Source organism: Nonomuraea sp. NPDC003560 (assembly GCF_042878785.1).
Classification (GTDB): Bacteria; Actinomycetota; Actinomycetes; order Streptosporangiales; family Streptosporangiaceae; genus Nonomuraea.
Map to the genome: position 1 here is coordinate 693,548 of NZ_JBIAOF010000002.1, position 22,334 is coordinate 715,881.

Annotated in this window: 17 protein-coding genes; 8 read left to right on the plus strand and 9 right to left on the minus strand. The window is 72.2% G+C overall.

What is annotated here, in order from left to right; translation table 11 throughout:
• Window positions 1-226: 226 nt before the first annotated feature.
• The 3 genes from ACFYUV_RS08575 to ACFYUV_RS08585 are packed head-to-tail and all read left to right on the plus strand — an operon-like array spanning window position 227 to window position 2,134.
• Window positions 227-616 (plus strand): TraR/DksA C4-type zinc finger protein, encoded by a 390-nt coding sequence (locus tag ACFYUV_RS08575; RefSeq protein ID WP_357705396.1) that lies wholly within the window; start codon window positions 227-229, stop codon window positions 614-616.
• Window positions 580-1,212: a signal peptidase II gene (lspA, locus tag ACFYUV_RS08580; RefSeq protein ID WP_387666439.1), complete on the plus strand. Its 633-nt coding sequence runs from the start codon at window positions 580-582 to the stop codon at window positions 1,210-1,212. Before ACFYUV_RS08575 ends, lspA begins: the two co-directional genes overlap by 37 nt.
• Window positions 1,205-2,134, plus strand: a complete 930-nt coding sequence (locus tag ACFYUV_RS08585; protein WP_358293923.1) for an RluA family pseudouridine synthase — start codon at window positions 1,205-1,207, stop codon at window positions 2,132-2,134. Before lspA ends, ACFYUV_RS08585 begins: the two co-directional genes overlap by 8 nt.
• 11 nt (window positions 2,135-2,145) lie before the next feature.
• Here the strand turns inward: ACFYUV_RS08585 and ACFYUV_RS08590 are convergent, their stop codons facing one another.
• Genes ACFYUV_RS08590 through ACFYUV_RS08615 form a run of 6 tightly spaced genes read right to left on the minus strand, consistent with a single transcriptional unit; the run spans window position 2,146 to window position 8,892 of the window.
• A complete protein-coding gene (locus ACFYUV_RS08590) occupies window positions 2,146-3,432 on the minus strand; it encodes a protein kinase (protein WP_387666444.1) in 1,287 nt (428 codons plus the stop codon).
• A 9-nt stretch (window positions 3,433-3,441) separates the two neighbouring features.
• Window positions 3,442-3,753 carry an AzlD domain-containing protein gene (locus ACFYUV_RS08595; RefSeq protein ID WP_358293921.1) on the minus strand — a complete coding sequence of 104 codons (312 nt, stop codon included), beginning with the start codon at window positions 3,751-3,753 and terminating at the stop codon, window positions 3,442-3,444.
• On the minus strand, window positions 3,750-4,412 hold the full coding sequence (locus tag ACFYUV_RS08600) for an AzlC family ABC transporter permease (protein ID WP_387666449.1): 663 nt from the start codon (window positions 4,410-4,412) through the stop codon (window positions 3,750-3,752). The genes ACFYUV_RS08595 and ACFYUV_RS08600 overlap by 4 nt, the downstream gene beginning before the upstream one ends.
• A 10-nt stretch (window positions 4,413-4,422) precedes the next feature.
• The gene (locus ACFYUV_RS08605; protein ID WP_387666452.1) at window positions 4,423-5,286 is read right to left on the minus strand and encodes an AraC family ligand binding domain-containing protein; all 864 of its coding nucleotides are present in this window, start codon (window positions 5,284-5,286) and stop codon (window positions 4,423-4,425) included.
• The gene (locus ACFYUV_RS08610; protein WP_387666455.1) at window positions 5,283-7,058 is read right to left on the minus strand and encodes a protein kinase; all 1,776 of its coding nucleotides are present in this window, start codon (window positions 7,056-7,058) and stop codon (window positions 5,283-5,285) included. Before ACFYUV_RS08610 ends, ACFYUV_RS08605 begins: the two co-directional genes overlap by 4 nt.
• Window positions 7,059-7,068: 10 nt before the next feature.
• Window positions 7,069-8,892 carry a serine/threonine-protein kinase gene (locus tag ACFYUV_RS08615; RefSeq protein WP_387666458.1) on the minus strand — a complete coding sequence of 608 codons (1,824 nt, stop codon included), beginning with the start codon at window positions 8,890-8,892 and terminating at the stop codon, window positions 7,069-7,071.
• Window positions 8,893-9,178: 286 nt separating this feature from the next.
• On the opposite strand from ACFYUV_RS08615, the gene ACFYUV_RS08620 reads away from it, so the two are divergent.
• Window positions 9,179-10,096, plus strand: coding sequence for a chorismate mutase (locus ACFYUV_RS08620; RefSeq protein WP_387666461.1), 918 nt, complete (start codon window positions 9,179-9,181; stop codon window positions 10,094-10,096).
• A 36-nt stretch (window positions 10,097-10,132) separates the two neighbouring features.
• Here ACFYUV_RS08620 and ACFYUV_RS08625 read toward each other — a convergent pair whose 3' ends face one another.
• Together ACFYUV_RS08625 and ACFYUV_RS08630 are read right to left on the minus strand one after the other, a co-directional pair.
• The gene (locus ACFYUV_RS08625) at window positions 10,133-11,287 is read right to left on the minus strand and encodes an SGNH/GDSL hydrolase family protein (RefSeq protein WP_387666464.1); all 1,155 of its coding nucleotides are present in this window, start codon (window positions 11,285-11,287) and stop codon (window positions 10,133-10,135) included.
• 213 nt (window positions 11,288-11,500) lie between these two features.
• A complete protein-coding gene (locus tag ACFYUV_RS08630; RefSeq protein ID WP_387666467.1) occupies window positions 11,501-12,865 on the minus strand; it encodes an amino acid permease in 1,365 nt (454 codons plus the stop codon).
• A gap of 169 nt (window positions 12,866-13,034) precedes the next feature.
• On the opposite strand from ACFYUV_RS08630, the gene dnaE reads away from it, so the two are divergent.
• Together dnaE and ACFYUV_RS08640 are read left to right on the plus strand one after the other, a co-directional pair.
• Window positions 13,035-16,562, plus strand: coding sequence for a DNA polymerase III subunit alpha (gene dnaE, locus ACFYUV_RS08635; RefSeq protein ID WP_387666470.1), 3,528 nt, complete (start codon window positions 13,035-13,037; stop codon window positions 16,560-16,562).
• A gap of 191 nt (window positions 16,563-16,753) precedes the next feature.
• Window positions 16,754-18,124, plus strand: a complete 1,371-nt coding sequence (locus ACFYUV_RS08640) for an amidase (protein WP_387666473.1) — start codon at window positions 16,754-16,756, stop codon at window positions 18,122-18,124.
• Here the strand turns inward: ACFYUV_RS08640 and ACFYUV_RS08645 are convergent.
• Window positions 18,121-18,633 (minus strand): hypothetical protein, encoded by a 513-nt coding sequence (locus tag ACFYUV_RS08645; protein WP_387666476.1) that lies wholly within the window; start codon window positions 18,631-18,633, stop codon window positions 18,121-18,123. The two genes, ACFYUV_RS08640 and ACFYUV_RS08645, sit on opposite strands and share 4 nt — an antisense overlap.
• Before the next feature lie 63 nt (window positions 18,634-18,696).
• Between ACFYUV_RS08645 and murA the strand changes: the two genes are divergently transcribed.
• Both murA and ACFYUV_RS08655 read left to right on the plus strand, forming a co-directional pair.
• A complete protein-coding gene (murA, locus tag ACFYUV_RS08650; RefSeq protein WP_387666479.1) occupies window positions 18,697-20,007 on the plus strand; it encodes a UDP-N-acetylglucosamine 1-carboxyvinyltransferase in 1,311 nt (436 codons plus the stop codon).
• Window positions 20,008-20,059: 52 nt separating this feature from the next.
• Window positions 20,060-22,285, plus strand: coding sequence for a transglycosylase domain-containing protein (locus ACFYUV_RS08655; protein WP_387666482.1), 2,226 nt, complete (start codon window positions 20,060-20,062; stop codon window positions 22,283-22,285).
• The last annotated feature ends 49 nt before the right edge of the window (window positions 22,286-22,334 follow it).

The window sequence follows — 22,334 nt, forward strand, 5'->3', positions numbered from 1 at the left end:
CCATAACGCAGAGTGGAGCCGAAGACTTCCAGGTTTCCTCCCGCAGCCGGAGGCGTTGGTACGCAAGGAGGAAATTTGTGGGAATGGACGTCCCTGGGGAGGAGTTGAACGGGCGAGGCGGGATAGTACGGGTGAGGTAAACCATCCGGCGGGTCGTTTGCCGTTCCGTTATGAGGATCCTAAGCTGCCCGCACCATTCACGGCCTTGATCAGCATGGAGGCAGCCATGGCGGCAGTCACGCAGACCGCTACACCGTCGATGTGGTCGGAAGAGGAGCTGGCCGAGGTACGCGGCAGGCTGCGGACCGAGATCGACGAGCTCGAGGCCGACATCCTCCGCCACGAGTCGGAGATAGCCTCTGGTGACGTCACCCAGGGCGCGGGCGACGACCAGGCGGACGCCGGCGCCAAGACGTACGAGCGCGAACGCGAGATCGCCCTTACCCTGAATGCGCGCGATCTGGTCGCGCAGAACGAACGTGCGATCGCCAGGATCGACGCAGGGACCTATGGAGTGTGCGAATCGTGCCACAAGCCGATCGGCAAGGAACGTCTTCAGGCGTTCCCGAGGGCGACGCTGTGCGTGGCCTGCAAGCAGAAGGAGGAACGCCGCTAGGCAGGCCACGCGGACGTCTCCTCGCGATCCTCACCTCGCTGGCGGTCGTCGTCTACGCGGCTGACCTGATCAGCAAGACGATCGTGCTGCGAACGCTCGAAGGCAAGGCGCCGCTCGTCGTCCTCCAGGACGTCCTGCAGTTCCGGGTGATCTTCAACTCGGGGGCGGCGTTCAGCATCGGCACGGGGATGACGTTCGTGTTCACGTTCATCGCGGCGGGCGTGGTGGTGGCGATCGTGCGCACCGCGCGCAAGCTCCACAGCCTGCCGTGGGCGATCACCCTCGGGCTGCTCCTCGGCGGGGCGCTCGGCAACCTGACCGACAGGCTGCTGCGCCAACCGTCGGGGTTCGGCCGGTCCACGCAGCTCCAGGGGCACGTCGTGGACTTCATCGAGGTCCTGCCCGGGCACTTCCCGGTGATCGACTACTTCCCGGTGTTCAACGTCGCCGACTCGGCGATCGTCTGCGGCGGCATCCTGGCGGTGCTGCTGGCCTGGCGCAACGTGCAGATCGACGGCACCAGGGAGACCGAGCACACCGAGGAGACCGCCGCGGGGACCACCGCGGAGACCGGGAAGGAGCCCAAGGATGGCTGAGCGGCGGAGCCTGCCCGTCCCCGACGGGCTGGAGGGCGAGCGGGTCGACGCGGCGATCTCGCGGCTGTTCGGCTTCTCGCGCACCCGCGCGGCCGAGCTGATCGCCGCCGGCGAGGTGCAGGTCGACGGCGGGCAGCCGGCCAAGTCCGACCGCGTGCACGCCGGCGCCTGGCTGGAGGTGACGCTGCCGCCCCCGGTCAGCACGCCGATGCCGGTGGCCGAGCCGGTGCCCGGCATGACGATCGTCTACGAGGACGACGACATCATCGTGGTCAACAAGCCGATCGGGGTGGCCGCCCATCCCACCGTCGGCTGGACCGGCCCCACAGTGATCGGCGGCCTGCTCGGCGCCGGGCACACGATCGCCACCAGCGGCGCGGCCGAGCGGCAGGGCATCGTCCACCGCCTCGACGCCAACACCACGGGCGCGATGGTCGTGGCCAAGAGCGAGCACGCGTACTCGATGCTGAAGCGGGCCTTCAAGGAGCGCACGGTCGACAAGCGCTACCACGCGCTGGTGCAGGGCCACCCCGACCCGTTCAGGGGCACCGTCGACGCGCCCATCGACCGCCACCCCTCGGGCGAGGGCAAGTTCGCCGTGGTCGCGGGCGGCAAGCCGTCGGTCACCCACTACGACACGATCGAGGCGTTCCGCGCGGCCTCGCTGCTGGACATCAAGCTGGAGACCGGCCGTACGCACCAGATCCGCGTGCACATGTCGGCCCTGCGCCACCCCTGCGTCGGCGACATGCTCTACGGCGCCGACCCCACGCTCGCGGCCCGGCTGGGCGTCACCCGGCAGTGGCTGCACGCGGTCTCGCTCGGCTTCGAGCACCCGGCCACCGGCGAGTGGATGTCCTTCAGCACCGACTACCCCGAGGACCTGCAGAAGGCGCTCGACGCCGTCGCCGCCGACACCTGAGCCGGCGGCCGCTACTCCTCGCCGTCCTGCGACGGGTCGATCTGGCCGGGGGTCCTGGAGGGGGCGTCGTCCTTCTTCTTGTCCTGCTCGTCCCGCTGGGCCGCCGACTTGGTCGGCGTCGGCTTCTTCGCCGGGGACTTCGCGGGGGTGCTGGTCCGTTCGCCGCTGGTGGGCGAGGGGGCGCTGCGCCGGGGCGCGGCGGACTGCGAGGGATGCGAGGTCGCCGGGGGCGGCTCGGAGTCGGTGACGGTGGTCTTCGGCGCGTCCGTCGGGGCGTCGCTGCCGGGCGGGGTGACGACCGCCGGGATCGTCGGGGCGCGGCCCTGCACCGGCTGGTCCGACTGCTTCGTCCACCAGGCCGCGCCGCCGGTGACCAGGCCCACCAGCAGCGCGCCCGCCGCGATGGCCAGGATCGGCATCCTGCGCGGGCGGCGTACGGCCATCGGGGGCACCGGCACCGGGCCGGTCTGCTCCAGCGGCCCCCCGGTCAGGACCAGTCTCAGCCGCTGCTCGGCCTCCTCCAGCGACATGCGCTGCGCGGGGTTCTTGCGCAGCAGCCCGAGCAGCACGGGGGCGAGCACGCCCGCGCGGGCCAGCGGTTCCGGCTCGGCGTGCATGACCGCGCCGAGCGTGGCCAGGGCGTTGTCCCGGTGGAAGGGGGAGTGGCCCTCGACCGCCATGTACAGCGTCACGCCCAGCGACCACAGGTCGGAGGCGGGCCTGGCCTGGCCGCCGGCCGCCCGTTCGGGGGCCATGAAGGCGGGGGTGCCGATGAGGATGCCGGTCCTGGTGACGGGGGCCTCGTCCTCGGTGGTGGCGATGCCGAAGTCGGTCAGCACCGCCCGTCCGTCCTCGGTCAGCAGCACGTTGTCGGGCTTGACGTCACGATGGAGCACGCCCGCCGCGTGCGCGGCGCGCAGCGCCTCCAGCAGTTGCAGCCCGATGGCGGCGACCTTGGCCGGCGGCAGCGGGCCGTCGGCGCGGATGGTCTCGCCCAAGGTGCGGGAGTGCACGAGCTGCATGACGATCCACGGATGCCCGCCCTCCTCCAGCACGTCGTAGACGGCCGCCACCCCCGGATGCGCCACCCGGCCGGCCGCCCGCGCCTCGCGGAACGTGCGCACGGCGAACACCTCGCGCTCAGGGCCGCTCAGATCCGGTGGTGGCAGCACCTCCTTGACGGCCACGTCACGGCCGAGCACCTCGTCGTGCGCCTGCCACACGGTTCCCATACCGCCCTGGCCGATCGTCCTGAGCAGCCGGTAGCGGCCACCGACCATCCCCGCAGAATCGGACATGCACGGCGACTACCCAAGAAACATCCGGGCAAGCGCGGTGACGACGGCCGCCGCCGCCAGGATCACCAGGAACGGCGCCCGCAGCACCAGGGCGACCACGGCCGCCACCAGCCCCGCCGTGCGCGCCGGGTCGAACGCGGGCCGGCCCTGCTCGGTGAACATCTGCACCGCGATCAGCGCCGACAGCAACGCCACGGGCACCAGTTCGGCGAACCTGCGCACCGCCGGATGGTCCAGCACCCGGCGCGGCGCGGCCAGCCCGGCCAGCTTGAGCGCGTAGCAGCCGAGGCAGACCGCGACGATCGCCCACCAGACCGTCATCGCACCATCACCACCAGCACCGCGACCGCCGACAGCAGCACCGGCACGCCCGGCGGGAAGAACGGGCTGGCCGCCAGCGCGACCGCCGCCCCGGCCACCGCCAGCACCCGCAGCCGCCCGCTGGCGGCCAGCCGCGGCCACAGGATGGCCAGGAACGTGGCCGGGCCCACGGCGTCGAGCCCGAGCACCCGCGGGTCGCCCAGGAAGGACGTGCCGACCGCGCCGGCCAGGGTGGTGAGGTTCCAGGCGACGTACAGGCTGGCGAAGGTGGTGAGGAAGCCGGTGCGCGCCGACGGCTCGTCCGGCTGGGCCAGCGTGACGGCCGTGGTCTCGTCGATCACGCCGTGGGCGGCCAGCAGCCGGCGCGGGCCGCGGACGTTCAGCAGGTCGGCCAGGCGCAGGCCGTAGAGGGTGTTGCGGCCGCCGAGCAGCAGCGCGCCCGCGGCCGCGGCCGTCAGGTCGCCGCCCGCGCCGATCGCTCCGGCCAGCGCGAACTGCGAGGCGCCGGTGAAGGCCAGCAGGCTCAGCACGCACGCCTGGGGGACGCTGAGCCCGGCGGTGATCGCCGCCGCGCCGAACGCGAGACCGGACAACCCCACGGCCAGACCCACACCGAGGCCGTCACGCACCGCGGCGGAACGGCGAGTTGTCGTTTCCATGGGAAACAGCTTATGAACTGGGCAAATAGCCGGTCTTGTACGTTCCTGCGGCCTTTTGGTAGGCGGCGGGTGGGACGCCCACGACACGCTTGAAGTGCCGGTTCAGGTGGGCCTGGTCGGTGAAGCCCACGTCCGCCGCGACCTGCGCCGGGCGTACCCCCTCAAGGAGCAGCCGGCGGGCCTGCCGCACGCGCAGCGAGGTGAGGTAGGCGTGCGGCGGCAGGCCCGTCACGGCCTTGAACGCGCGCAGCAGCGGGAACGGCCGCACCCCCACCGCCGCCGCCAGCGCCTCCAGCGTCGGCGGGTCGAGCAGGCTCTCGTGCAGCAGCGCCATCGCCTCGCGCACCGCCTGCCGGCCCGCGCCCGGCGGGCTCGCGTCCGGCCTGGGCGCGGCGTGCCTGCTCAGCAGCTTGGCGAACAGCGTGCGCGACAGCGTGGAGGCGGCCAGCGCGTCGCCGCGCTCGGCCGCCTGGTGCGCCCGCCCGAGCAGCGCCGCCACCTCCGGGTCGCGCACCACCTGGTGGGGGAAGTACGGGGTGGCCAGGGGCGCGTCGAGCTCGGCCGCGATCCCGGCCAGCGCCTCGACCGACGGATACAGCATCCGGTACGCCCACCCGCCCGGCGTGCCCGCCTGACCGGTGTGCACCGAGTCCGGGTTGACCAGCACCAGCTCGCCCGCGCCCGCCCGGTGCAGGGTGCCGCGGTAGTCGAACTCCTCCACGCCCGCCACGATCAGCCCGATGGCGTACCCGTCGTGGACGTGCCGGGAGAAGCGGTGGGTGACGTAGCGGGCCTTGAGCAGGTCGGTCTCAGGGACGGCCGGATGCCGCCAGAACCGGGCCCGTTCGCGCGCGCCGTCGTGCTCCGGCGTCATTCCGGGCGGAAGGTCTTGACGAAGGTGTCGAACCAGTGCCGGTCGGCGGCCCAGCGGGAGTCGAGGGTCTCCCAGTACAGGGCGTACGGGCGGCCGGCCGCGGTGTGGAAGCCGCGGTTGATCACGTGGATGAGCTGGCCCTTGCGCATCTGGGTGAACTCCCAGTCGGAGGCGCGCAGGCCGAGGTATTCGGTGGGGGTGATGCCGATCCGGGTGTAGTGGTCGAACTCGCCCTTGGCCTTGATCTCCTTCTCCAGGCCGAGCCAGTGCTGTTGCGGGTCCTTCCACGGGATGTCGGGGACGGTCCACTCCACGATCATCGCGCCGGGAGTGCCGGGGCCGGACAGGCGGATGCTGTCCCTGGTCGGGTTCTTGGCGGCCGTCCAGGTCTTCGGGACGGCCATGGAGAAGTGGCCGGCGGCGCTGGTGAGGGGGCGCCAGCCGGCGGGCACCGCCGGGGCCGTGGGGGTCGGCTCGCCGGTGGGTTTCTTGGTCGGCTGGGGGCTCGGCTCGGGCGTCGGGGACTTCGATGGCGGCGTCGAGGGGTCGGGGGTGGGGTCGCCGGTGGCGGGCGGCTGGGCGCCGGCCGTCGGGGTGGGCGTGGCGGAGCCTGACAGCTGGTCGTAGAGCAGCACGCCGCCGCCGCCCAGGAGCGCCAGGGCGGCCACCGTGGCGGGCACCGCGATCCACATCGTCCGGCCGCGCCGCCGCGGGTCTCCCGGGACCGTCCGGTGCGGCGGCCGCGCGTCGCCGGTGACGGGCGGCGATCCCTGCGGCGCGGGGTAAGGGCCGCTGGGGGTGGCATGGGGGCCGCTCGGGCTGTGGTGCGGGCCGCTGGGCGTGGGGAGGGGGCCGTGCGGGGCCGGGTTCTGGGGGTACGGGCCTTGGGGGGACGGGCCGGGGGCGGCGGGCCCAGGGGCCGGGAAGGGGGCCGACCACATGGGGGTCTGGTCGGCCAGCAGCGGTTGCCCGGTCGCCACCTGGTGGAGCAGGCGCGCGGCCTCGCCGGCCGGCATCCTGGCCGCCGGGTCGCGCCGCAGCAGCCCCATGATGACCGGCTGCAACGCCCCCGCCCGCACGGGCGGCTCCGGCTCGTCGCGCAGCACGGCCGCCACCGTGGCGGCCCACGAGTCGCGCTTGAACGGCGGCCGCCCCTCCACCGCCGCGTACAGGGTGGCCCCCAGCGACCACAGGTCGGACTCCGGACGGGCGGCCTCGCCGTTGAGCCGCTCCGGCGGCATGTACGCCGGGGTGCCCACCAGCCCGCCGGTCGCCGTCAGCCCCGACTCGGCCTCCAGCGCGGCGATGCCGAAGTCGGTCAGCACGACCCTGCCGTCGTCGGCCAGCAGCACGTTCTCGGGCTTCACGTCACGATGGAGCACCCCGGTGGCGTGGGCGGCCCGCAGCGCGTCGAGCACCCGGCCGCCGACCATCGCCACCAGCGCCGCCGGCAGCGGCCCGCGCTCGCCGATCACCTCGGCCAGCGACCGGGACCGGACGAGCTGCATGACGATCCACGGCCGGCCGTCCTCCTCGACGACGTCGTGGATGACGATCACCGACGGGTGGTCGAGGCGGCCGGCCGCCCTGGCCTCCCTGATGGTCCTGCGGTTGAGGTCGGCCCGCTTGGCGTCGCCCACGCCCGTGTAGCGGACCTCCTTGATCGCCACCGTACGGTCGAGCAGCTCGTCGTAGGCACGCCAGACCACCCCCATGCCGCCCTCCCCGAGGGGCTCGATGAGGCGATACCGGTTGCTGACCTGCCTTTCCACGCAGGGAAGCCTACTTGGCGGGTTTGAAGGTCGCGCTGAAGCCCTCGAAAAGGTGGTAGTCCTTCTTCCAGTGGCTGTTGAGGGTGTGCCAGTAGATGGCGTACGCCTTCCCGTTCTCGGTGATGAAGCCGCGGTCGCGCACCCGGGTCTTGCCCGTGTTGGTGTTCCAGGTGAAGTCCCAGTCGGCGGCGGCCTTCATGTAGTCGACCTTCTTGATGCCGATCTTCTTGTAGCCGCCGAAGTTGTGCTTGAGCGACGGCTCCTGCTTCTTCCAGTCCTTGTACGGGTCCTTGCCGGGCTTGGCCGCCTCCTCGATCATCAGGTAGGCGTTCGGGGCCGCGCCGGGGCCCTTGAACTTGACCTGCCGGCCGCCGCGGTCCCAGACGTCCCAGCCCTTGGGCAGCCCGATGGAGAAGCCGAGCTCCTTGTCCTTGTACATCTTCCAGCCGCTGGGCAGCGGGTCGGCGTCCTCGGTCTTGTCCGGCGTGGCCGAGGGCGAGGAGGACGGCGAGGACGAGGGCGTGCTCGTGGCCGGCGGCTTCGACTCGGTGCCCGAGGTGGACGCGGTGGGCGCGGAGGACGAGGTGTGGGCCTTGGCCGACTGCCTGGCCTGCGGCGGCCTGGACGAGTGGTCCTCGGGGGCCGACCTCAGGCCGAGATAGCCGCCGACCCCGGCGACCAGCACGACCGCCGCGGCGGCCAGCGCGATCGGCCCGAACTTGCGGCCCTGCCGGCGGCTGCTCACCGTGGGCTCGCCGGTGGGCGCGTCGGGGAGCGCGGAGTCCCTGGTCGAGGGCGGGATCCGCCCGCCGGTCCCGACGGGCGGCGGCGTGCCGGCGGCCCTGCTCCTCGGCGTGGGCGCGGGCCTCGGCGTGGTCCGGGGCGCGGGCCTGGGCGGGGGGACGGGCAGGTCGGGGTCGGTCGGGGTGTCGTCCTCGTCCTCGACGGGGTCCGGGGCGGGGACGGCGGCGCGCAGCTTCCGGCTGGGGAACCGCCTGGTCTCGGCCGGGCTCGACGCGGTGGCGGCCTCGCGCAGCATCCGCGCGGCCTCCTCGTACGTCAGGCGCTGCACCGGCTCCTTGACCAGCAGCCCGCTGATCACCCCGGCCAGCGGCCCGGCGTGCGGGGCGGGGTCGGGCTCGTCGGTCAGGACGGCGTGCATCGTGGCCAGCGCCATGCCGCGCTCGTGCGGCGAGCGGCCCTCGACGGCCGTGTAGAGCGTCGCGCCCAGCGACCACAGGTCGGACTCACGGCGCGCGGGCAGCCCCTTGAGCCGCTCGGGCGCGATGAACGCGGGGGTGCCCGCCAGGCCCGTCACGGTGAGCTGCGTCTCGGTCTCCAGCGTGGCGATGCCGAAGTCGGTCAGCACGACCCTGCCGTCGTCGGCCAGCAGCACGTTCTCGGGCTTGACGTCGCGGTGGAGCACCCCGGCCTCGTGCGCCCGGTGCAGCGCGTCGAGCACGGCGACGCCGATCTCGGCCACCCGCTCGGGCGGCAGCGGCCCCTCCTGCTTGATCACCGCCCCCAGGGAGCGCGACTGGACCAGCTGCATGACGATCCAGGGCCGGCCGTCCTCCTCGATCACGTCGTGGACGACGATCACGTTGGGGTGCTCGAACCTGGCCGCGGCCCGCGCCTCGCGCATCGTGCGCCGGTTGAGCAGCTGCACCTCGTCGCCCAGGGCAGCGGCGTAGCGGACTTCCTTGATGGCGACGGTGCGGTCGAGGAGCTCGTCGTGGGCGCGCCAGACGATGCCCATGCCGCCCTTGCCGATGGGCTCCAGCAGCTCGTACCGGCCGGCGATGCGGCGTCCGTCCTGCTTGCGATCCGACATCAACGGCCTCAAACCCTCCCTCTCGGCCAAGAAATACTCCCATAGCGAGGGATCATCGGCGACTCGCCGGAAGGTCAGTCCGCCATATGAGAAGGAACGTCCAGCAGGTGGAGGCGGGTGTAAGGTTTCAGACATGACTTGTCGCTACACCTTTACCGAGCCGGCTCCGGGAGGGCCGGTCGTCAGCTAGCGACCACCTGGAGTCGGCACAAGGCAGAGACGCCCCGTCTCTGCCTTTTTGGTTTTCCTGCCGGCTTCGCTGGGCCGGCCCGAGTGGGGAGTCGAGATGACATCGACCTTGGAGCGGCACATGGTGACGATCGGCGGGCTGCGCGTGGGTCACGGCCCGGCCGTGGTGATCGGCGGGCGGGTGAGCCTGCGCCCGCATCGGGGCCAGGTCGACGCGCGTGAGGCGCTGGGGGAGCGGGCCACGCTGGTGGAGCCGTACTCGGCGGCCGACCTGCCGGCGATCGCGGCGCTGGCCGACGCCGTGGTGGTGGGGGCCACGTGGACGCGCGACATCCCGCTGGTGCGGGCCGCGGCCGGGCTCGGGCTGCCGGTGGTGGTCGAGCGGCGGCCGTCGGCGTCGGTGGAGGAATGGGTGGGCCTGGCCGGCTACTGCGCGGCCGAGGGGAACGACCAGGTGGTCCTGTGCGAGGGGGGCCGGCTCGACCTCGGGGTGCTGCGGGCGGCGCGGGCCGCGTCGGGGCGTCCGGTCCTGGCCGACGTCTCGCGCGACCCGGGGCTGGCGGCGGCGGCCGTGGCGGCGGGCGCCGACGGCCTCGTGGTCGCCGGTCCCGGCGGCACCGGCGGCTCAGGCGGCTCCGGTGGCTCCGGTGGCTCGGGCGCGTCCGGGCGGGCGGACGAGGCTGCGGACGTGCGGGCGGCCGAGGAGGCCGTGACGCTGGTCGGCGCGTTGTTGCGGCCCGAGTCACCGGCGACGCTGGCCGAGTGCCGGGAGGCGATCGACCGGGTCGACGCGGCGCTGGCCACCCTCCTGGAGCGGCGCGCCGCCCTGGCGGGCGTCGTCCAGCGGCTCAAGCCGGTGGGCGGGTTCGCGGGGCGCGACCTGGCGCGGGAGCGGGCGCTGGTGGCGCGGATGGCGACGCGGGCGCCCCAGCTGGGGGAGGAGCGGCTGGCGGCGGTGATGAACGCCGTCATCGAGGCGGGCCTCCACCTGGCCGAGGAACGCGCCCGCCGCTGAGCCATCCCTGAGCCGGGGGGGCGGGACGCTGGCGGCTCAGGGGGTGGTGAGGTGGTAGTTGTGCAACGGGCGGCCGGGGCCGGTGGCGATCTGCTGGTTGATCAGCTCGGCGAAGCGGCGGTAGCCGTCGCCGGTGGGGTGGAAGCTGCGGGCGTTGACGGTCAGCGGGTCCATGTCCACGGCCAGGCTGTTGAGGTACGGCTGCGGCGTGCCGGCCTCGTGGCCCGTGAACGCCTCGTAGGCGTCGACGTACTCGACGCTGCCGGGGGCGCCGAGGCCGGCCAGGCCGCGGTCGTGCTCGGCCGTGACGGCGCCCACCGTGTCGTTGAGCTTGCGCGTGACGGTGTTGAGCCACCGCTGGTCGGCCACGCTCAGGTTGTCGACCGTGCGGACGGGCGAGGCGGGGAACGGCCTGGGGTAGCCGAGGACGATGACCCGGGCCCCCGGCGCGCGGGCGCGCAGCTCGCCGAGCACCCTGGTCAGGCTGGGCCGCAGCTCGGCGATGCGCCGGGCGACCGTGGCGTCCTGGTCGACGCAGGCCGACGACCAGGGCAGCTTGACGATGCACCCGGTCAGGACGTCGGTGAACCCCGCGTCGTTGCCGCCGATGCTCAGGGTCACCAGGCTGGCCGACGGGCCGACCCGGGTGATCTGGGGCTGCTGGCCGTACTGGCCGGACAGGAGCTGGCGGGTGGTGGCGCCGCTGCAGGCGTAGAAGGCGCTGCCGCCGGTGAACGGGTGCGCCTTCGCCACCAGCGGGACGTAGGAGCCGCGGGCGCGGTGGCAGCGGTCGGCGCCGTCGTTGACCGGGCCGGCGTCCTGCTCGTAGACGCCCTCGCCGGAGGAGTAGGAGTCGCCGAGCGCGACGTACGTGCCGCTCAGCGCGGCCTGGACGGGCGTCAGCCGGGTCAGCCGCGGCAGGTCGCCGCGCGGCTCCTGGAGCGGCCCGCAGCCGGGGGAGAGCACGGCGCAGGCGAGCTTCGGGTAGACGCCCAGCGGCACGCCGATCAGCGCGAGCGCGGCACCCACCGCCGCTGCCGCCGCCGCGACCCGCCACACCTGCCGCCCCCGCCCCCGCCGCTCCGCCCCGACCCCGCCCCCGAGCGGCGCCAACGGCTCGACGGCGGGCACGCCGGACGGCCCGGTGGCGGGCTCAGTGGCGGGCCCGGCGATGGGCTCGGTGGCAGACACGGGGCTGGGCCCGGGAACAGACACGGTGGTGGGCCCCTGAGCGGACATGGTGAGGGGCCCGGGGGCGGACACGGTGGCGGGCTCGGGCCCGGTGGTGTCCGGTGGCTCGGTTGCGGGGACGGCGGTCGCCGCCCGGCCGAGCGCGGGATCGAGTGTGTCGTCCAGCTTGTCCAGTGTGGCCTCCCCCGAGCGGCGACTCCTGCCCGGACGAGACTAACCCGCCTCCTGCGCGGCCTTCCGCGTCCGGCGGCGGCGGCGTACCACCAGCCAGCCGAGCGCGATGCCCGCGACCAGGGCCGGGATGAGGAAGAAGGCCACCCGCTGATCGCGGTCGGCGAACGGCATCAGCAGGATCACCAGCGCCAGGAACCCGAGCGTCAGCCAGTTGGTGTACGGCGAGCCCGGCATCGGGAACGCCGAGCGGTGCCCGGTGGCGCGCAGCCGGGTCTGGCAGTAGACGAGCACCCCCCACGTGGTGATCACCCCCAGCGAGGCGACCGCCGTGGCGATGTTGAAGGCGCGCTCGGGCAGGTAGTAGAACAGCGCCACGCCGCCGAGGAACATGGCCGCGGTGAACACGATCCCGCCGATCGGCACGTGCCGGGAGCTGAGCGCGGCGGCGAAGGCTGGGGCCTCCCGCTTGGTGGCCATCGACCGCAGGATGCGGCCGGTGGCGTACAGGCCCGAGTTGCAGGACGAGAGCGCGGCGGTGATCACCACGAGGTTCATGGCGTCGGCCGCCCAGGGCACCCCGAGCCCGGCGAAGAACGTGACGAACGGCGAGGTGCCGGCGCTGTAGGCCGTCCAGGGCAGGACCATCGCCAGCAGCAGCACCGAGCCCACGTAGAAGATCGCGATGCGCCAGATCACGCCGTTGATCGCCCGCGGCATGACCTCGTGCGGCCGGGCGGTCTCGCCGGCGGTGATGCCGACCAGCTCGATCGAGGCGTAGGCGAACACCACCGACTGCAGGCTCATCAGCACCAGCGGGAAGCCGGTGGGGAAGAAGCCGCCGTGCGCGACCAGGTTGCGCGGCCCGGCGTCGCCGACGGCGAAGACCACCAGCACCAGCGCGACCACCAGGAAGATCACGATGGCCAGCACCTTCAGCATCGCGAACCAGAACTCCAGCTCGCCGAACAGGCGGACCGACAGCAGGTTGACCGCCAGCACGAACCCCAGCGCGAGCAGCGCGGTCAGCCACTGGGGGAAGCCGCCGGCCCAGTAGTGGACGTACGCGGCGATGGCGGTCAGTTCGGCGATGCCGGTGAAGGCCCAGTTGACCCAGTACATCCAGCCGCTGGCGAAGGCCGCCCACGGGCCGATGAACTCGCCCGCGTACTCGACGAAGGAGCCCGAGGCCGGGCGGTAGAGCACCAGCTCGCCGAGCGCCCGCATGACGAAGAAGGCGGCCAGCCCGGCGGTGGCGTAGGAGAGCACGAGCGCGGGCCCGGTGGCGGCCAGGCGGCCGCCCGCGCCGAGGAAGAGGCCGACCCCGATCGCGCCGCCGATCGCGATCATCTGGATCTGGCGGTTTCCCAGCGCGTGGCTGTACCCCTCGTCGGACTGCGTGCGCACCCGGTGTCTCCTTCATTACTTTGCGTGAGGGAGACGATATCGAGGCCGGTGGCCGCGACGCTTCCGGCGCGCCGGTCCCGCGGGGCGCGCGAGGCGGCTCCGGGATGTCGGTCCGGCCCACTAGAGTCGGAGCGCACCATCGCATCCAGACCCGGGGAGGCGCCGCTCCATGTCGTCCAGCGACTCGTTCGTCCATCTGCATGTGCACACCGAATACTCCATGCTCGACGGGGCCGCCCGGCTCAAGCAGATGTTCAAACAGGTCGGCGACCTGGGCATGCCCGCCATCGCGATCACCGACCACGGCAACATGCACGGCGCGTACGACTTCTACAAGCAGGCCACGGGCGCCGGCATCAAGCCGATCATCGGCATCGAGGCCTACGTCGCGCCGGAGCTGCGGCACAACAAGAAGCCCGTGCTGTGGGGCGAGCCGCACCAGAAGAAGGACGACGTCTCGGCGGGTGGCTACTACACCCACATGACGATCTGGGCGCGCAACAAGACCGGCCTGCACAACCTGATGAAGCTCAGCTCGCGCGCCTACACCGAGGGCTTCGTGCGCAAGTGGGCCCGCATGGACGCCGAGATCCTGGCCGAGCACGCCGACGGCCTGATGGCCACCACCGGCTGCCCGTCGGGCGAGGTGCAGACGAGGCTGCGGCTCGGCCAGTACGACGAGGCGCTCAAGGCCGCCGCGAAATATCAGGAAATCTTCGGCAAGGACAACTTCTTCCTGGAGATCATGGACCACGGCCTCGACATCGAGCGCCGGGTCCGCGACGGCCTGACCCGCATCAGCAAAGAGCTCGCCATCCCGCCGCTGGTGACCAACGACTCCCACTACACCTACGAGTCCGACGCCGCCTCCCACGACGCCCTCCTGTGCATCCAGACCGGCAAGCAGCTGTCCGACCCCGACCGCTTCCGCTTCGACGGCTCCGGCTACTACATCAAGACCGCCGACGAGATGCGCGCCGTCGACTCCTCCGACCTGTGGGCCGAGGGCTGCCGCAACACGCTCCTGGTGGCCGAGAAGGTCGATCCGACCGGGTTCTTCGAGTTCAAGAACCTCATGCCCACCTACCCCATCCCCGACGGCATGACGGAGAGCGAGTTCTTCCGCAAGACCGTCTGGGAGGGCATGGACCGCCGCTGGCCGGAGGGCTACGACGACGAGCACAAGCGGCAGGCCGAGTACGAGATCGGCATCATCGAGCAGATGGGCTTCCCGAGCTACTTCCTCGTGGTCGCCGACTTCATCATGTGGGCCAAGCAGAACGGCATCCCGGTCGGCCCGGGCCGTGGCTCGGCGGCCGGCTCGCTGGTGGCGTACGCGATGGGCATCACCGACCTCGACCCGCTCCCGCACGGCCTGATCTTCGAGCGCTTCCTCAATCCCGACCGCGTCTCCATGCCCGACGTCGACATCGACTTCGACGAGCGCAGGCGCGGCGACGTGATCCGCTACGTGACCGAGAAGTGGGGCGCCGACAAGGTCGCCATGATCGCCACGTTCGGCACCATCAAGGCGAAGGCCGCCATCAAGGACGCCGGTCGCGTCCTGGGCTATCCCTACGCGCTGGGCGACAAGGTGTCCAAGGCGTTCCCGCCGGCCGTGATGGGCAAGGACATCCCGCTGTCGGGCATCTTCGACAAGGACCACCCGCGCTACAACGAGGCCGGCGAGCTGCGCCGGCTCTACGAGGAAGACGTCGACGTCAAGGCGACGATGGACCTCGGCAAGGGCCTGGAGGGCCTGATCAGGCAGACGGGCGTGCACGCCGCCGGCGTGATCATGTCCCGCGAGGTGATCACCGACCACATCCCGATCATGCGCCGCGACTCCGACGGCGCGATCATCACGCAGTTCGACTACCCGACCTGCGAGACGCTCGGCCTGCTGAAGATGGACTTCCTGGGCCTGCGCAACCTCACGATCATCGACGACTGCCTGAAGATGATCGAGTCCACCACCGGCGAGCAGATCGACCTGCTGAAGCTGCCGCTCGACGACCGGAAGACGTACGAGCTGCTGGGCAGGGGCGACACGCTGGGCGTGTTCCAGCTCGACGGCGGCGGCATGCGCTCGCTGCTGCGGCTGATGAAGCCCGACAACTTCGAGGACATCTCGGCCGTCGGCGCCCTCTACCGTCCCGGCCCGATGGGCGCCAACTCCCACACCAACTACGCCCTGCGCAAGAACGGCCAGCAGGAGATCACCCCGATCCATCCCGAGTTCAAGGAGTCGCTGGCCGAGATCCTCGACACGACCTACGGCCTGATCGTCTATCAGGAGCAGGTCATGGCCATCGCGCAGAAGGTCGCCGGGTTCTCGCTCGGCAAAGCCGACCTGCTGCGCCGGGCGATGGGCAAGAAGAAGAAGGCCGAGCTGGACAAGCAGTTCGAGTCCTTCGAGAGCGGCATGAAGGACAACGGCTACTCGGCCGACGCCGTCAAGACGCTCTGGGACATCCTGCTGCCCTTCTCCGACTACGCCTTCAACAAGGCCCACTCGGCGGCCTACGGCCTGGTCTCCTACTGGACGGCCTACCTCAAGGCCAACCACCCGGCCGCGTACATGGCGGCGCTGCTGTCGAGCGTCAAGGACGACAAGGACAAGTCGGCCCTCTACCTCAACGAGTGCCGCCGCATGGGCATCAAGGTGTTCCCGCCCGACGTCAACGACTCCGACTTCGACTTCACCCCGCGCGGCACCGACATCCGCTTCGGACTTTCGGCGGTGCGCAACGTCGGCGGCAACGTCGTCGACGGCATCATCTCGGCGCGCAAGTCCAAGGGCCGCTTCGCCGACTTCAAGGACTTCCTGCGCAAGGTGCCCGCGATCGTGTGCAACAAGCGCGTGATCGAGTCGCTGGTCAAGGCCGGGGCCTTCGACTCGCTCGGCCACGTGCGCAAGGGCCTGGTCATGGTGCACGAGCAGGCCGTCGACGCGATCATCGACATCAAGAAGAACGAGGCCATCGGCCAGGACTCCCTGTTCGGCGCGATCGACGGCGGCGAGGACCAGACCTTCGACGTGCAGATCCCGCCCGGGGAGTGGGACAAGAACACGCTGCTGCAGTTCGAGCGGGAGATGCTCGGCCTCTACGTCTCCGACCACCCGCTGTTCGGCGTGGAGCACATCCTGGCCGCGGGGGCCGACTGCTCGATCGCCGCCGTCCAGGACGAGAGCCGGGCCGACGGGCACGTCGTGACGCTGGGCGGCATCCTGAGCGGGGTGCAGCGCAAGGTCACCAAGAAGGGTGACACGTGGGTGCTCACCCAGCTTGAGGACCTCGAAGGCGCGATCGAGGTGATGATCTTCCCGTCGGCGTACCAGCTGTGCTCGACGATCCTGGCCGAGGACGCGATCGTCTTCGTCAAGGGGCGCATCGACAAGCGGGAGGACGTCGCGAAGGTCATCGCCATGGAGGTGACCGCGCCCGACCTCACCCAGGAGGCGGGCGGGCCGCTGCTGGTGAGCCTGCCGCTGACCCGGTGCACGCCGCCGGTGGTCGGGCGGCTGAAGGAGATCCTCACCACGCATCCGGGCACCTCGGAGGTGCATCTCCAGGTGCACAACGGGCCGAAGACGACCGTCATGCGGGTCGACGACCGCCTGCGGGTGTCGCCGTCACCGGCGCTGATGGGCGACCTCAAGCAACTCCTCGGCCCCGCCTGTTTGGGCGCCTGACCCTCCGGAGCCTCCTCGGCCCCGCCTGCCTGGGCGCCTGACCCTCCGGAGCCTCCTCGGCGCGGCCCGCCTCGGCGCGTGACCGCGCCGGGGCTCGCCGGACCGGCTTGTGGGCGGGTGCCAAGGCGGGCGGGGGAGGTGGGCAAAGGTCGCCGTCGTGTCCCGGCGCGCGGGTGGGGCAGGATCGCAGGGTGAGCGAACTGCACTACCTGACCGCGACCGAGATGGCCCGCCTGATCAGGGCCGGGCAGGTGAGCGCCGTGGAGCTGCTCCAGGCCCACCTCGACCGCATCGAGCAGGTCAACCCCCAGGTCAACGCCATCGTGACGCTGGTGGCCGAGCGGGCGCTGGAGGCGGCCAGGGCGGCCGACGCGGCCGAGCCCGAGGGGCCGCTGCACGGCGTCCCGGTGGCCCACAAGGACCTGGTGGACACCGCGGGCATCCGCACCACATACGGTTCGCCGCTGTTCGCGCGGAACGTCCCCGACAAGGACGACCTGATCGTGCGCCGGCTGCGCGCCGCCGGGGCGATCACGATCGGCAAGACGAACACGCCCGAGTTCGGCACCGGCTCGCACACCGTCAACGAGGTGTTCGGCGCCACCAGGAACCCCTACGACCTGGCCAGGTCGGCCGGCGGCAGCAGCGGCGGGGCCGCGGCGGCCCTGGCCACCGGCATGGTCCCGCTGGCCGACGGCTCCGACATGGGCGGCTCGCTGCGCAACCCCGCCTCGTTCTGCAACGTCGTGGGCCTGCGCCCCACGCCGGGCCGCGTCCCCGACCCCTCCGACACGGCCGCCTGGTACACGCTGGCGGTGCCGGGGCCGATGGCGCGCACGGTCGACGACCTCACGCTGATGCTCGGGGCCGTCGCCGGGTTCGACGCCCGGTCGCCGTTCGCGATCAAGGAGGAGTTCGCGCCCGAGCCCGAGCAGGGGGTGCGCGGGCTGCGGGTGGCGTGGAGCCCCGACCTGGGCGGGCTGCCGGTCGACCCGCGCACGGCCGCGGTGACCGCGACGGCGCCGGCCGTGTTCGAGGAACTGGGGGCGCACGTCGAGCAGGTCGCGCTCGACCTGTCCGACGCCGAGGACGCCTTCCGGATCTACCGCGCCTGGTACTACGCCCTGTCCTTCGGCGACCTGACCGGCCTCGGCCCCAACACGAGCTGGAACGTCGAGCGGGGACGCACGGTCACCGGCGCCGACCTGGCCCGCGCCGAACGCCTGCGCAGCGGCCTCTACCAGCGCATGGCCGGCTTCTTCGACACCTACGACGTGCTGCTCGCGCCGGTCAGCCAGGTGCCGCCGTTCCCGGTGGAGCAGCCGCACGTGAGCGAGATCAACGGCGAGCGGCTGCCCGACTACCTGGCCTGGATGCGTTCGGCGTACTGGATCAGCGTGCTGCACGCGCCGGCGGCCTCGGTGCCGGCCGGGTTCACGCCGGAAGGGCTGCCGGTCGGGGTGCAGATCGTCGGGCGGCCGTTCGCCGACGCCAGGGTGCTGCGCGTGGCCCGCGCGTTCGAGCAGGCCACCGGCCACGGCCTGCGCCGCCCGCCGGTCTAGGGCTCGATGCCGTACGGGTGCCGCAACGGCGACTCGCGGTAGCCGTGCATGCCCTCCAGCAGCCCGAACAGGCCGACCGCGAGCAGCGGCCAGGCCACCAGCACCCCCTCGGCGGTCAGCTTCAGCGCCCCGGGCACGATCCGCACCCCGGGCTCGGCCGCGGCCTCCACCACCACCGTGCCGACCGTGAACGTGGACCCGGCCCACAAGGTGAGGAAGCTGCCCGCCACCCCGCCCGCGCACAGCCCGAGCAGCACCGCCAGCATCCAGCGCCGCCCGGCGAACCACGCCAGACCGCCGCAGAGCAGCCCCAGCGCGCCCGTGATCACCGCGAACCAGCCGTCGGCCGCGATCAGCGCCTGCGTGGTGAGGTCGGCCAGCACCAGGCCGTGCTCGGTCACCTGGTAGGGAGCCCGCGGCGAGATCGCGGACCAGCTGAGCCCGGCGGCGACCCCGAGAGTGGCGAGTATGAGGACAGTTACCGCGAAAGCGCGTACTTCCCTCGTCACGCCATTCCCCCTCACAACTGCATCCGAACCAGCTCGATGGTATCTCCCGGTTAGGCTCGCTTCGTGATTGCAGAAGAGGTCTGGCTGATCGAGCCCTCCGGCCCCCTCCGGGGGGACGTCGTCGTACGGGGCTCCAAGAACGGTGTGTCCAAGCACATGGTCGCCGCCATGCTGGGCAACGGCGAGAGCAGCATCCACAACGCCCCCGACGTGGGCGAGGTGGGCATCACCGCGGCGATGCTGGAGGCGCTCGGCATCCACGTCGAGATCGCCGGTCCCGAGATCCGCATCGAGCGCGGGGCGGAGATCAGGCCGCGGGTGCCCGACGCGTTCACCGGGCTCAATCGCATCCCCATCCTCATGCTCGGGCCGTTGCTGCACCTGGCGGGGGAGGCGTTCGTGCCGCTGGTCGGCGGCGACCCGATCGGGCGGCGGCCGGTGAACTTCCACGTGGAGGCGTTGCGCTCGATGGGGGCCGAGGTGGAGGTGGGCGACACCGGCATCTCGGCCAAGGCCAAGCGGCTCAACGGGGCCCGGCTCGAACTGCCGTACCCCAGCGTGGGGGCGACGGAGACGATCCTCATGTCGGCGGTGCTGGCCGAGGGCAAGACCGTGCTGAAGAACGCCGCCATGGAGCCCGAGGTGGTGGAGCTGGCGCTGTTCCTGCAGCGCATGGGCGCCCGGATCGAGCTGTCGCCCGACCGCCGGATCGTCATCGAGGGCGTCGAGCACCTGCGCGGCGCCTCCACCTGGCTGACCGGCGACCGCATCGAGGCGTTCTCCTACCTGGCGGCCGGGCTGATCACCGGGGGAGAGGTGCGCGTGCACGGCTGCCCCCAGGACCGCCTGGTCACCGCGATCACCACGCTGGCCAGGATGGGCGCCCGGTTCGACATCAACGACGAGTACCTGTGCGCCATCGCCCCGCCCGAGGGGCTGCGCTCGGCGGCCGTGCAGACCGACACCCACCCCGGCTTCATGACCGACTGGCAGACGCCGCTCATGGTGCTGTTCACGCAGAGCCAGGGCATGTCGGTGCTGCACGAGACGGTCTTCGAGAACCGCCTGGTCTACGTGCCCGCGCTGCAGCGGATGGGCTGCGAGATCGAGGTGTTCGACCAGTGCCTGGGCGGGCCGGCCTGCCGCTACCACGACACCAACGCCCGGCACTCGGCCGTGGTGCGCGGCGTCTCCAAGCTCAGGGGCGCCGACGTGACGCTGCCCGACATCAGGGCCGGGTTCTCGGCCGTACTGGCCGCGGCGGTGGCCGACGGGACGTCCACGCTGCGCGGCGTGCACCACATCGAGCGGGGCTACCACCGGCCGTACGAGCAGTTCGCCTCGCTTGGTCTGAACATCCGAAGAGAACGGTAAAGACCGGGGAAGTGGGCGTTTGCCGATGATCTGCTGGTTGCAGATCATCTGCGTGACCGTACTCAGATCCATCGGTGGCCTCGCCATGGCGGGGGCGCTCGGCGGGGTGCTGGCGGCGGCACTGGCCGTTCCCGTGGTGAGCGGCGGCGGCCTGGCCGCCAAGAACGTCGCCGACACCTTCGTCGACCTGCCGCCCGCGCCCCGCGAGGAGCCCCTGGCGCAGGTGACCAGGCTGCTGGACAAGGACGGCAGGCAGTTCGCCCAGTTCTACGAGGCCAACAGGACGGCCGTGCCGCTCGGGGCCGTGGCGCCGCTGATGCGCAAGGCCATCGTGGCCATCGAGGACGCCCGCTTCTACGAGCACGGCGGCCTCGACGTCCGGGGCACGTTGCGGGCGCTGCTCACCAACACGCAGGCGGGCGGCATCCGGCAGGGCGGCTCGTCGCTGACGCAGCAGCTCGTCAAGAACATCCTGGTCGAGAGCGCTCGCACCGATGCGGAACGGGACAAGGCACGCGCCCCCAACCTGGCCCGCAAGATCACCGAACTGCGGTACGCGATGGCCCTGGAACACAAGTACCGCAAGGACGAGATCCTTGAGCGCTACCTCAACATCGCCTACTTCGGCGCCGGCGCCCACGGCGTGGAGGCGGCGGCCCGGCGCTTCTTCTCCACCACCGCCGCCAAGCTGACGCTGACCCAGGCGGCGACGCTGGCGGGGGCGGTGCGGATGCCGTACTCGACCGACCCCTCGCTCGGCCGCTCGCACCAGGCGCGGCTGAAGGAACGGCGCGACCTCGTGCTGGACCGGATGGCCGGGCTCAAGCTGATCACGCAGGCCCAGGCGAGCGCCGCCAAGAGCACGCCGCTGTCCCTGCGGCTGAAGCCCGAGCCGGGCGGCTGCGGGCAGAGCGCGTACCCCTACTACTGCCTGTACGTCCAGAACGAGATGTTGTCGAACCCGGCGTTCGGCAACACCCCGGCCGAGCGGCGGGCCAGGATGGCGAGGGGCGGCCTGGTGGTCAGGACCGGCCTCGACCCGGTCGCGCAGCGCGCGGCCGAGCGCGCGATCCGGCGGCACGTCTCGCCGGAGGACACCGAGGTCGCCGCGGAGGCCATGGTCGAGCCCGGCACCGGCCGGATCAGGGCGATGGCGGCCAGCAAGGAGTTCGGCCGCAACCGCGGCAACAAGAAGAACGGCCCGCGGACCACCTTCAACCTGCCCGCCGACGTGGCGCACGGCGGCGGCCAGGGCTTCCAGGCGGGCTCGACGTTCAAGGTCTTCACCCTGGCCACGGCGTTGCAGCAGGGCTGGCGGTTCGGCGACGGCTTCCAGACGCCGGGGGAGCTGGTGCCCGCGCAGGGCTACCGCAACTGCGCCGGCCGGCCGGTCAACGACCCCGGCACGCGCATACTCAACGCCAGCGGCGAGGGCTCGGGCGGCCCGCACAGCATCGAGACCGGCACCTGGAAGTCGGTGAACATCTTCTACATGATGCTGGAGCGCAAGGTCGGGCTCTGCAACGTGGTCAAGACGGCCAGGGCGCTCGGGGCGGTGCGGGCCGACGGCCGGCCGCTGCGCGAGGTGCCGACGTTCACGCTGGGCGTCAACGAGATGGACCCGGTGACGGTCGCGGGGGCCTTCGCCACGTTCGCGGCGCGCGGCCTGCACTGCCGGCCGCTGGCGATCGTGGAGATCACCGACCGGAGCGGCCGGCGCGCGCACGTGCCGCCGTCCTGTGAGCAGGTCATGGAACGGCCGGTCGCCGACGCCGTCAACCACGTGCTGTCCGGGGTGTTCGACAAGGGCACCATGCAGGGGCAGAGCGTCGGCCGCCCGGCCGCCGGCAAGACCGGCACCAACAACGGCTACACCTCGGCCTGGTTCGCCGGGTACACGCCGGACCTGGCGGCGGCGGTGAGCCTCGGCGACATCCGGGGCTCCTACCGCTATCCGCTGCAGGGCGTGCAGATCGGCGACCAGTACTACGGCGCCGTGCAGGGGGCGTCGCTGCCCGGCCCGATCTGGGTCGAGTCGATGCAGCAAGCCCTGGACCACACCGAGCCGAGGGGCTTCCCCGGGCCGGACATGGGCCGGTTCGGCGGCGGGTTCACGCCCGGCCTGAAGGAGGCCGAGGCGCAGGAGGAGGACAAGAAGAAGAACCGGCGGCAGGGCGAGCGCGCGTTCTTCCGGCATCACCGGCGGCTGTTCGAGTGGCTGCTCGGGCAGGGCCCGCCCGACCCGTCGTTCCGCCGCCCGCGCCACCGCTCCCGGTAGCCGCCCGACCCGTCGTTCCGCCGCCGGCGCCACCGCTCCCGGTAGCCTT

What these genes read in the sequence shown, in the direction of transcription:
- ACFYUV_RS08600 (WP_387666449.1), bottom strand. Translation starts at nt 4,412, where the DNA reads ATGGAAACGACAACTCGCCGTTCCGCCGCGGTGCGTGACGGCCTCGGT.
- ACFYUV_RS08590 (WP_387666444.1), bottom strand. Translation starts at nt 3,432, where the DNA reads ATGTCCGATTCTGCGGGGATGGTCGGTGGCCGCTACCGGCTGCTCAGG.
- ACFYUV_RS08620 (WP_387666461.1), top strand. Translation starts at nt 9,179, where the DNA reads ATGACATCGACCTTGGAGCGGCACATGGTGACGATCGGCGGGCTGCGC.
- ACFYUV_RS08615 (WP_387666458.1), bottom strand. Translation starts at nt 8,892, where the DNA reads ATGTCGGATCGCAAGCAGGACGGACGCCGCATCGCCGGCCGGTACGAG.
- ACFYUV_RS08605 (WP_387666452.1), bottom strand. Translation starts at nt 5,286, where the DNA reads ATGACGCCGGAGCACGACGGCGCGCGCGAACGGGCCCGGTTCTGGCGG.
- dnaE (WP_387666470.1), top strand. Translation starts at nt 13,035, where the DNA reads ATGTCGTCCAGCGACTCGTTCGTCCATCTGCATGTGCACACCGAATAC.
- ACFYUV_RS08595 (WP_358293921.1), bottom strand. Translation starts at nt 3,753, where the DNA reads ATGACGGTCTGGTGGGCGATCGTCGCGGTCTGCCTCGGCTGCTACGCG.
- ACFYUV_RS08575 (WP_357705396.1), top strand. Translation starts at nt 227, where the DNA reads ATGGCGGCAGTCACGCAGACCGCTACACCGTCGATGTGGTCGGAAGAG.
- ACFYUV_RS08585 (WP_358293923.1), top strand. Translation starts at nt 1,205, where the DNA reads ATGGCTGAGCGGCGGAGCCTGCCCGTCCCCGACGGGCTGGAGGGCGAG.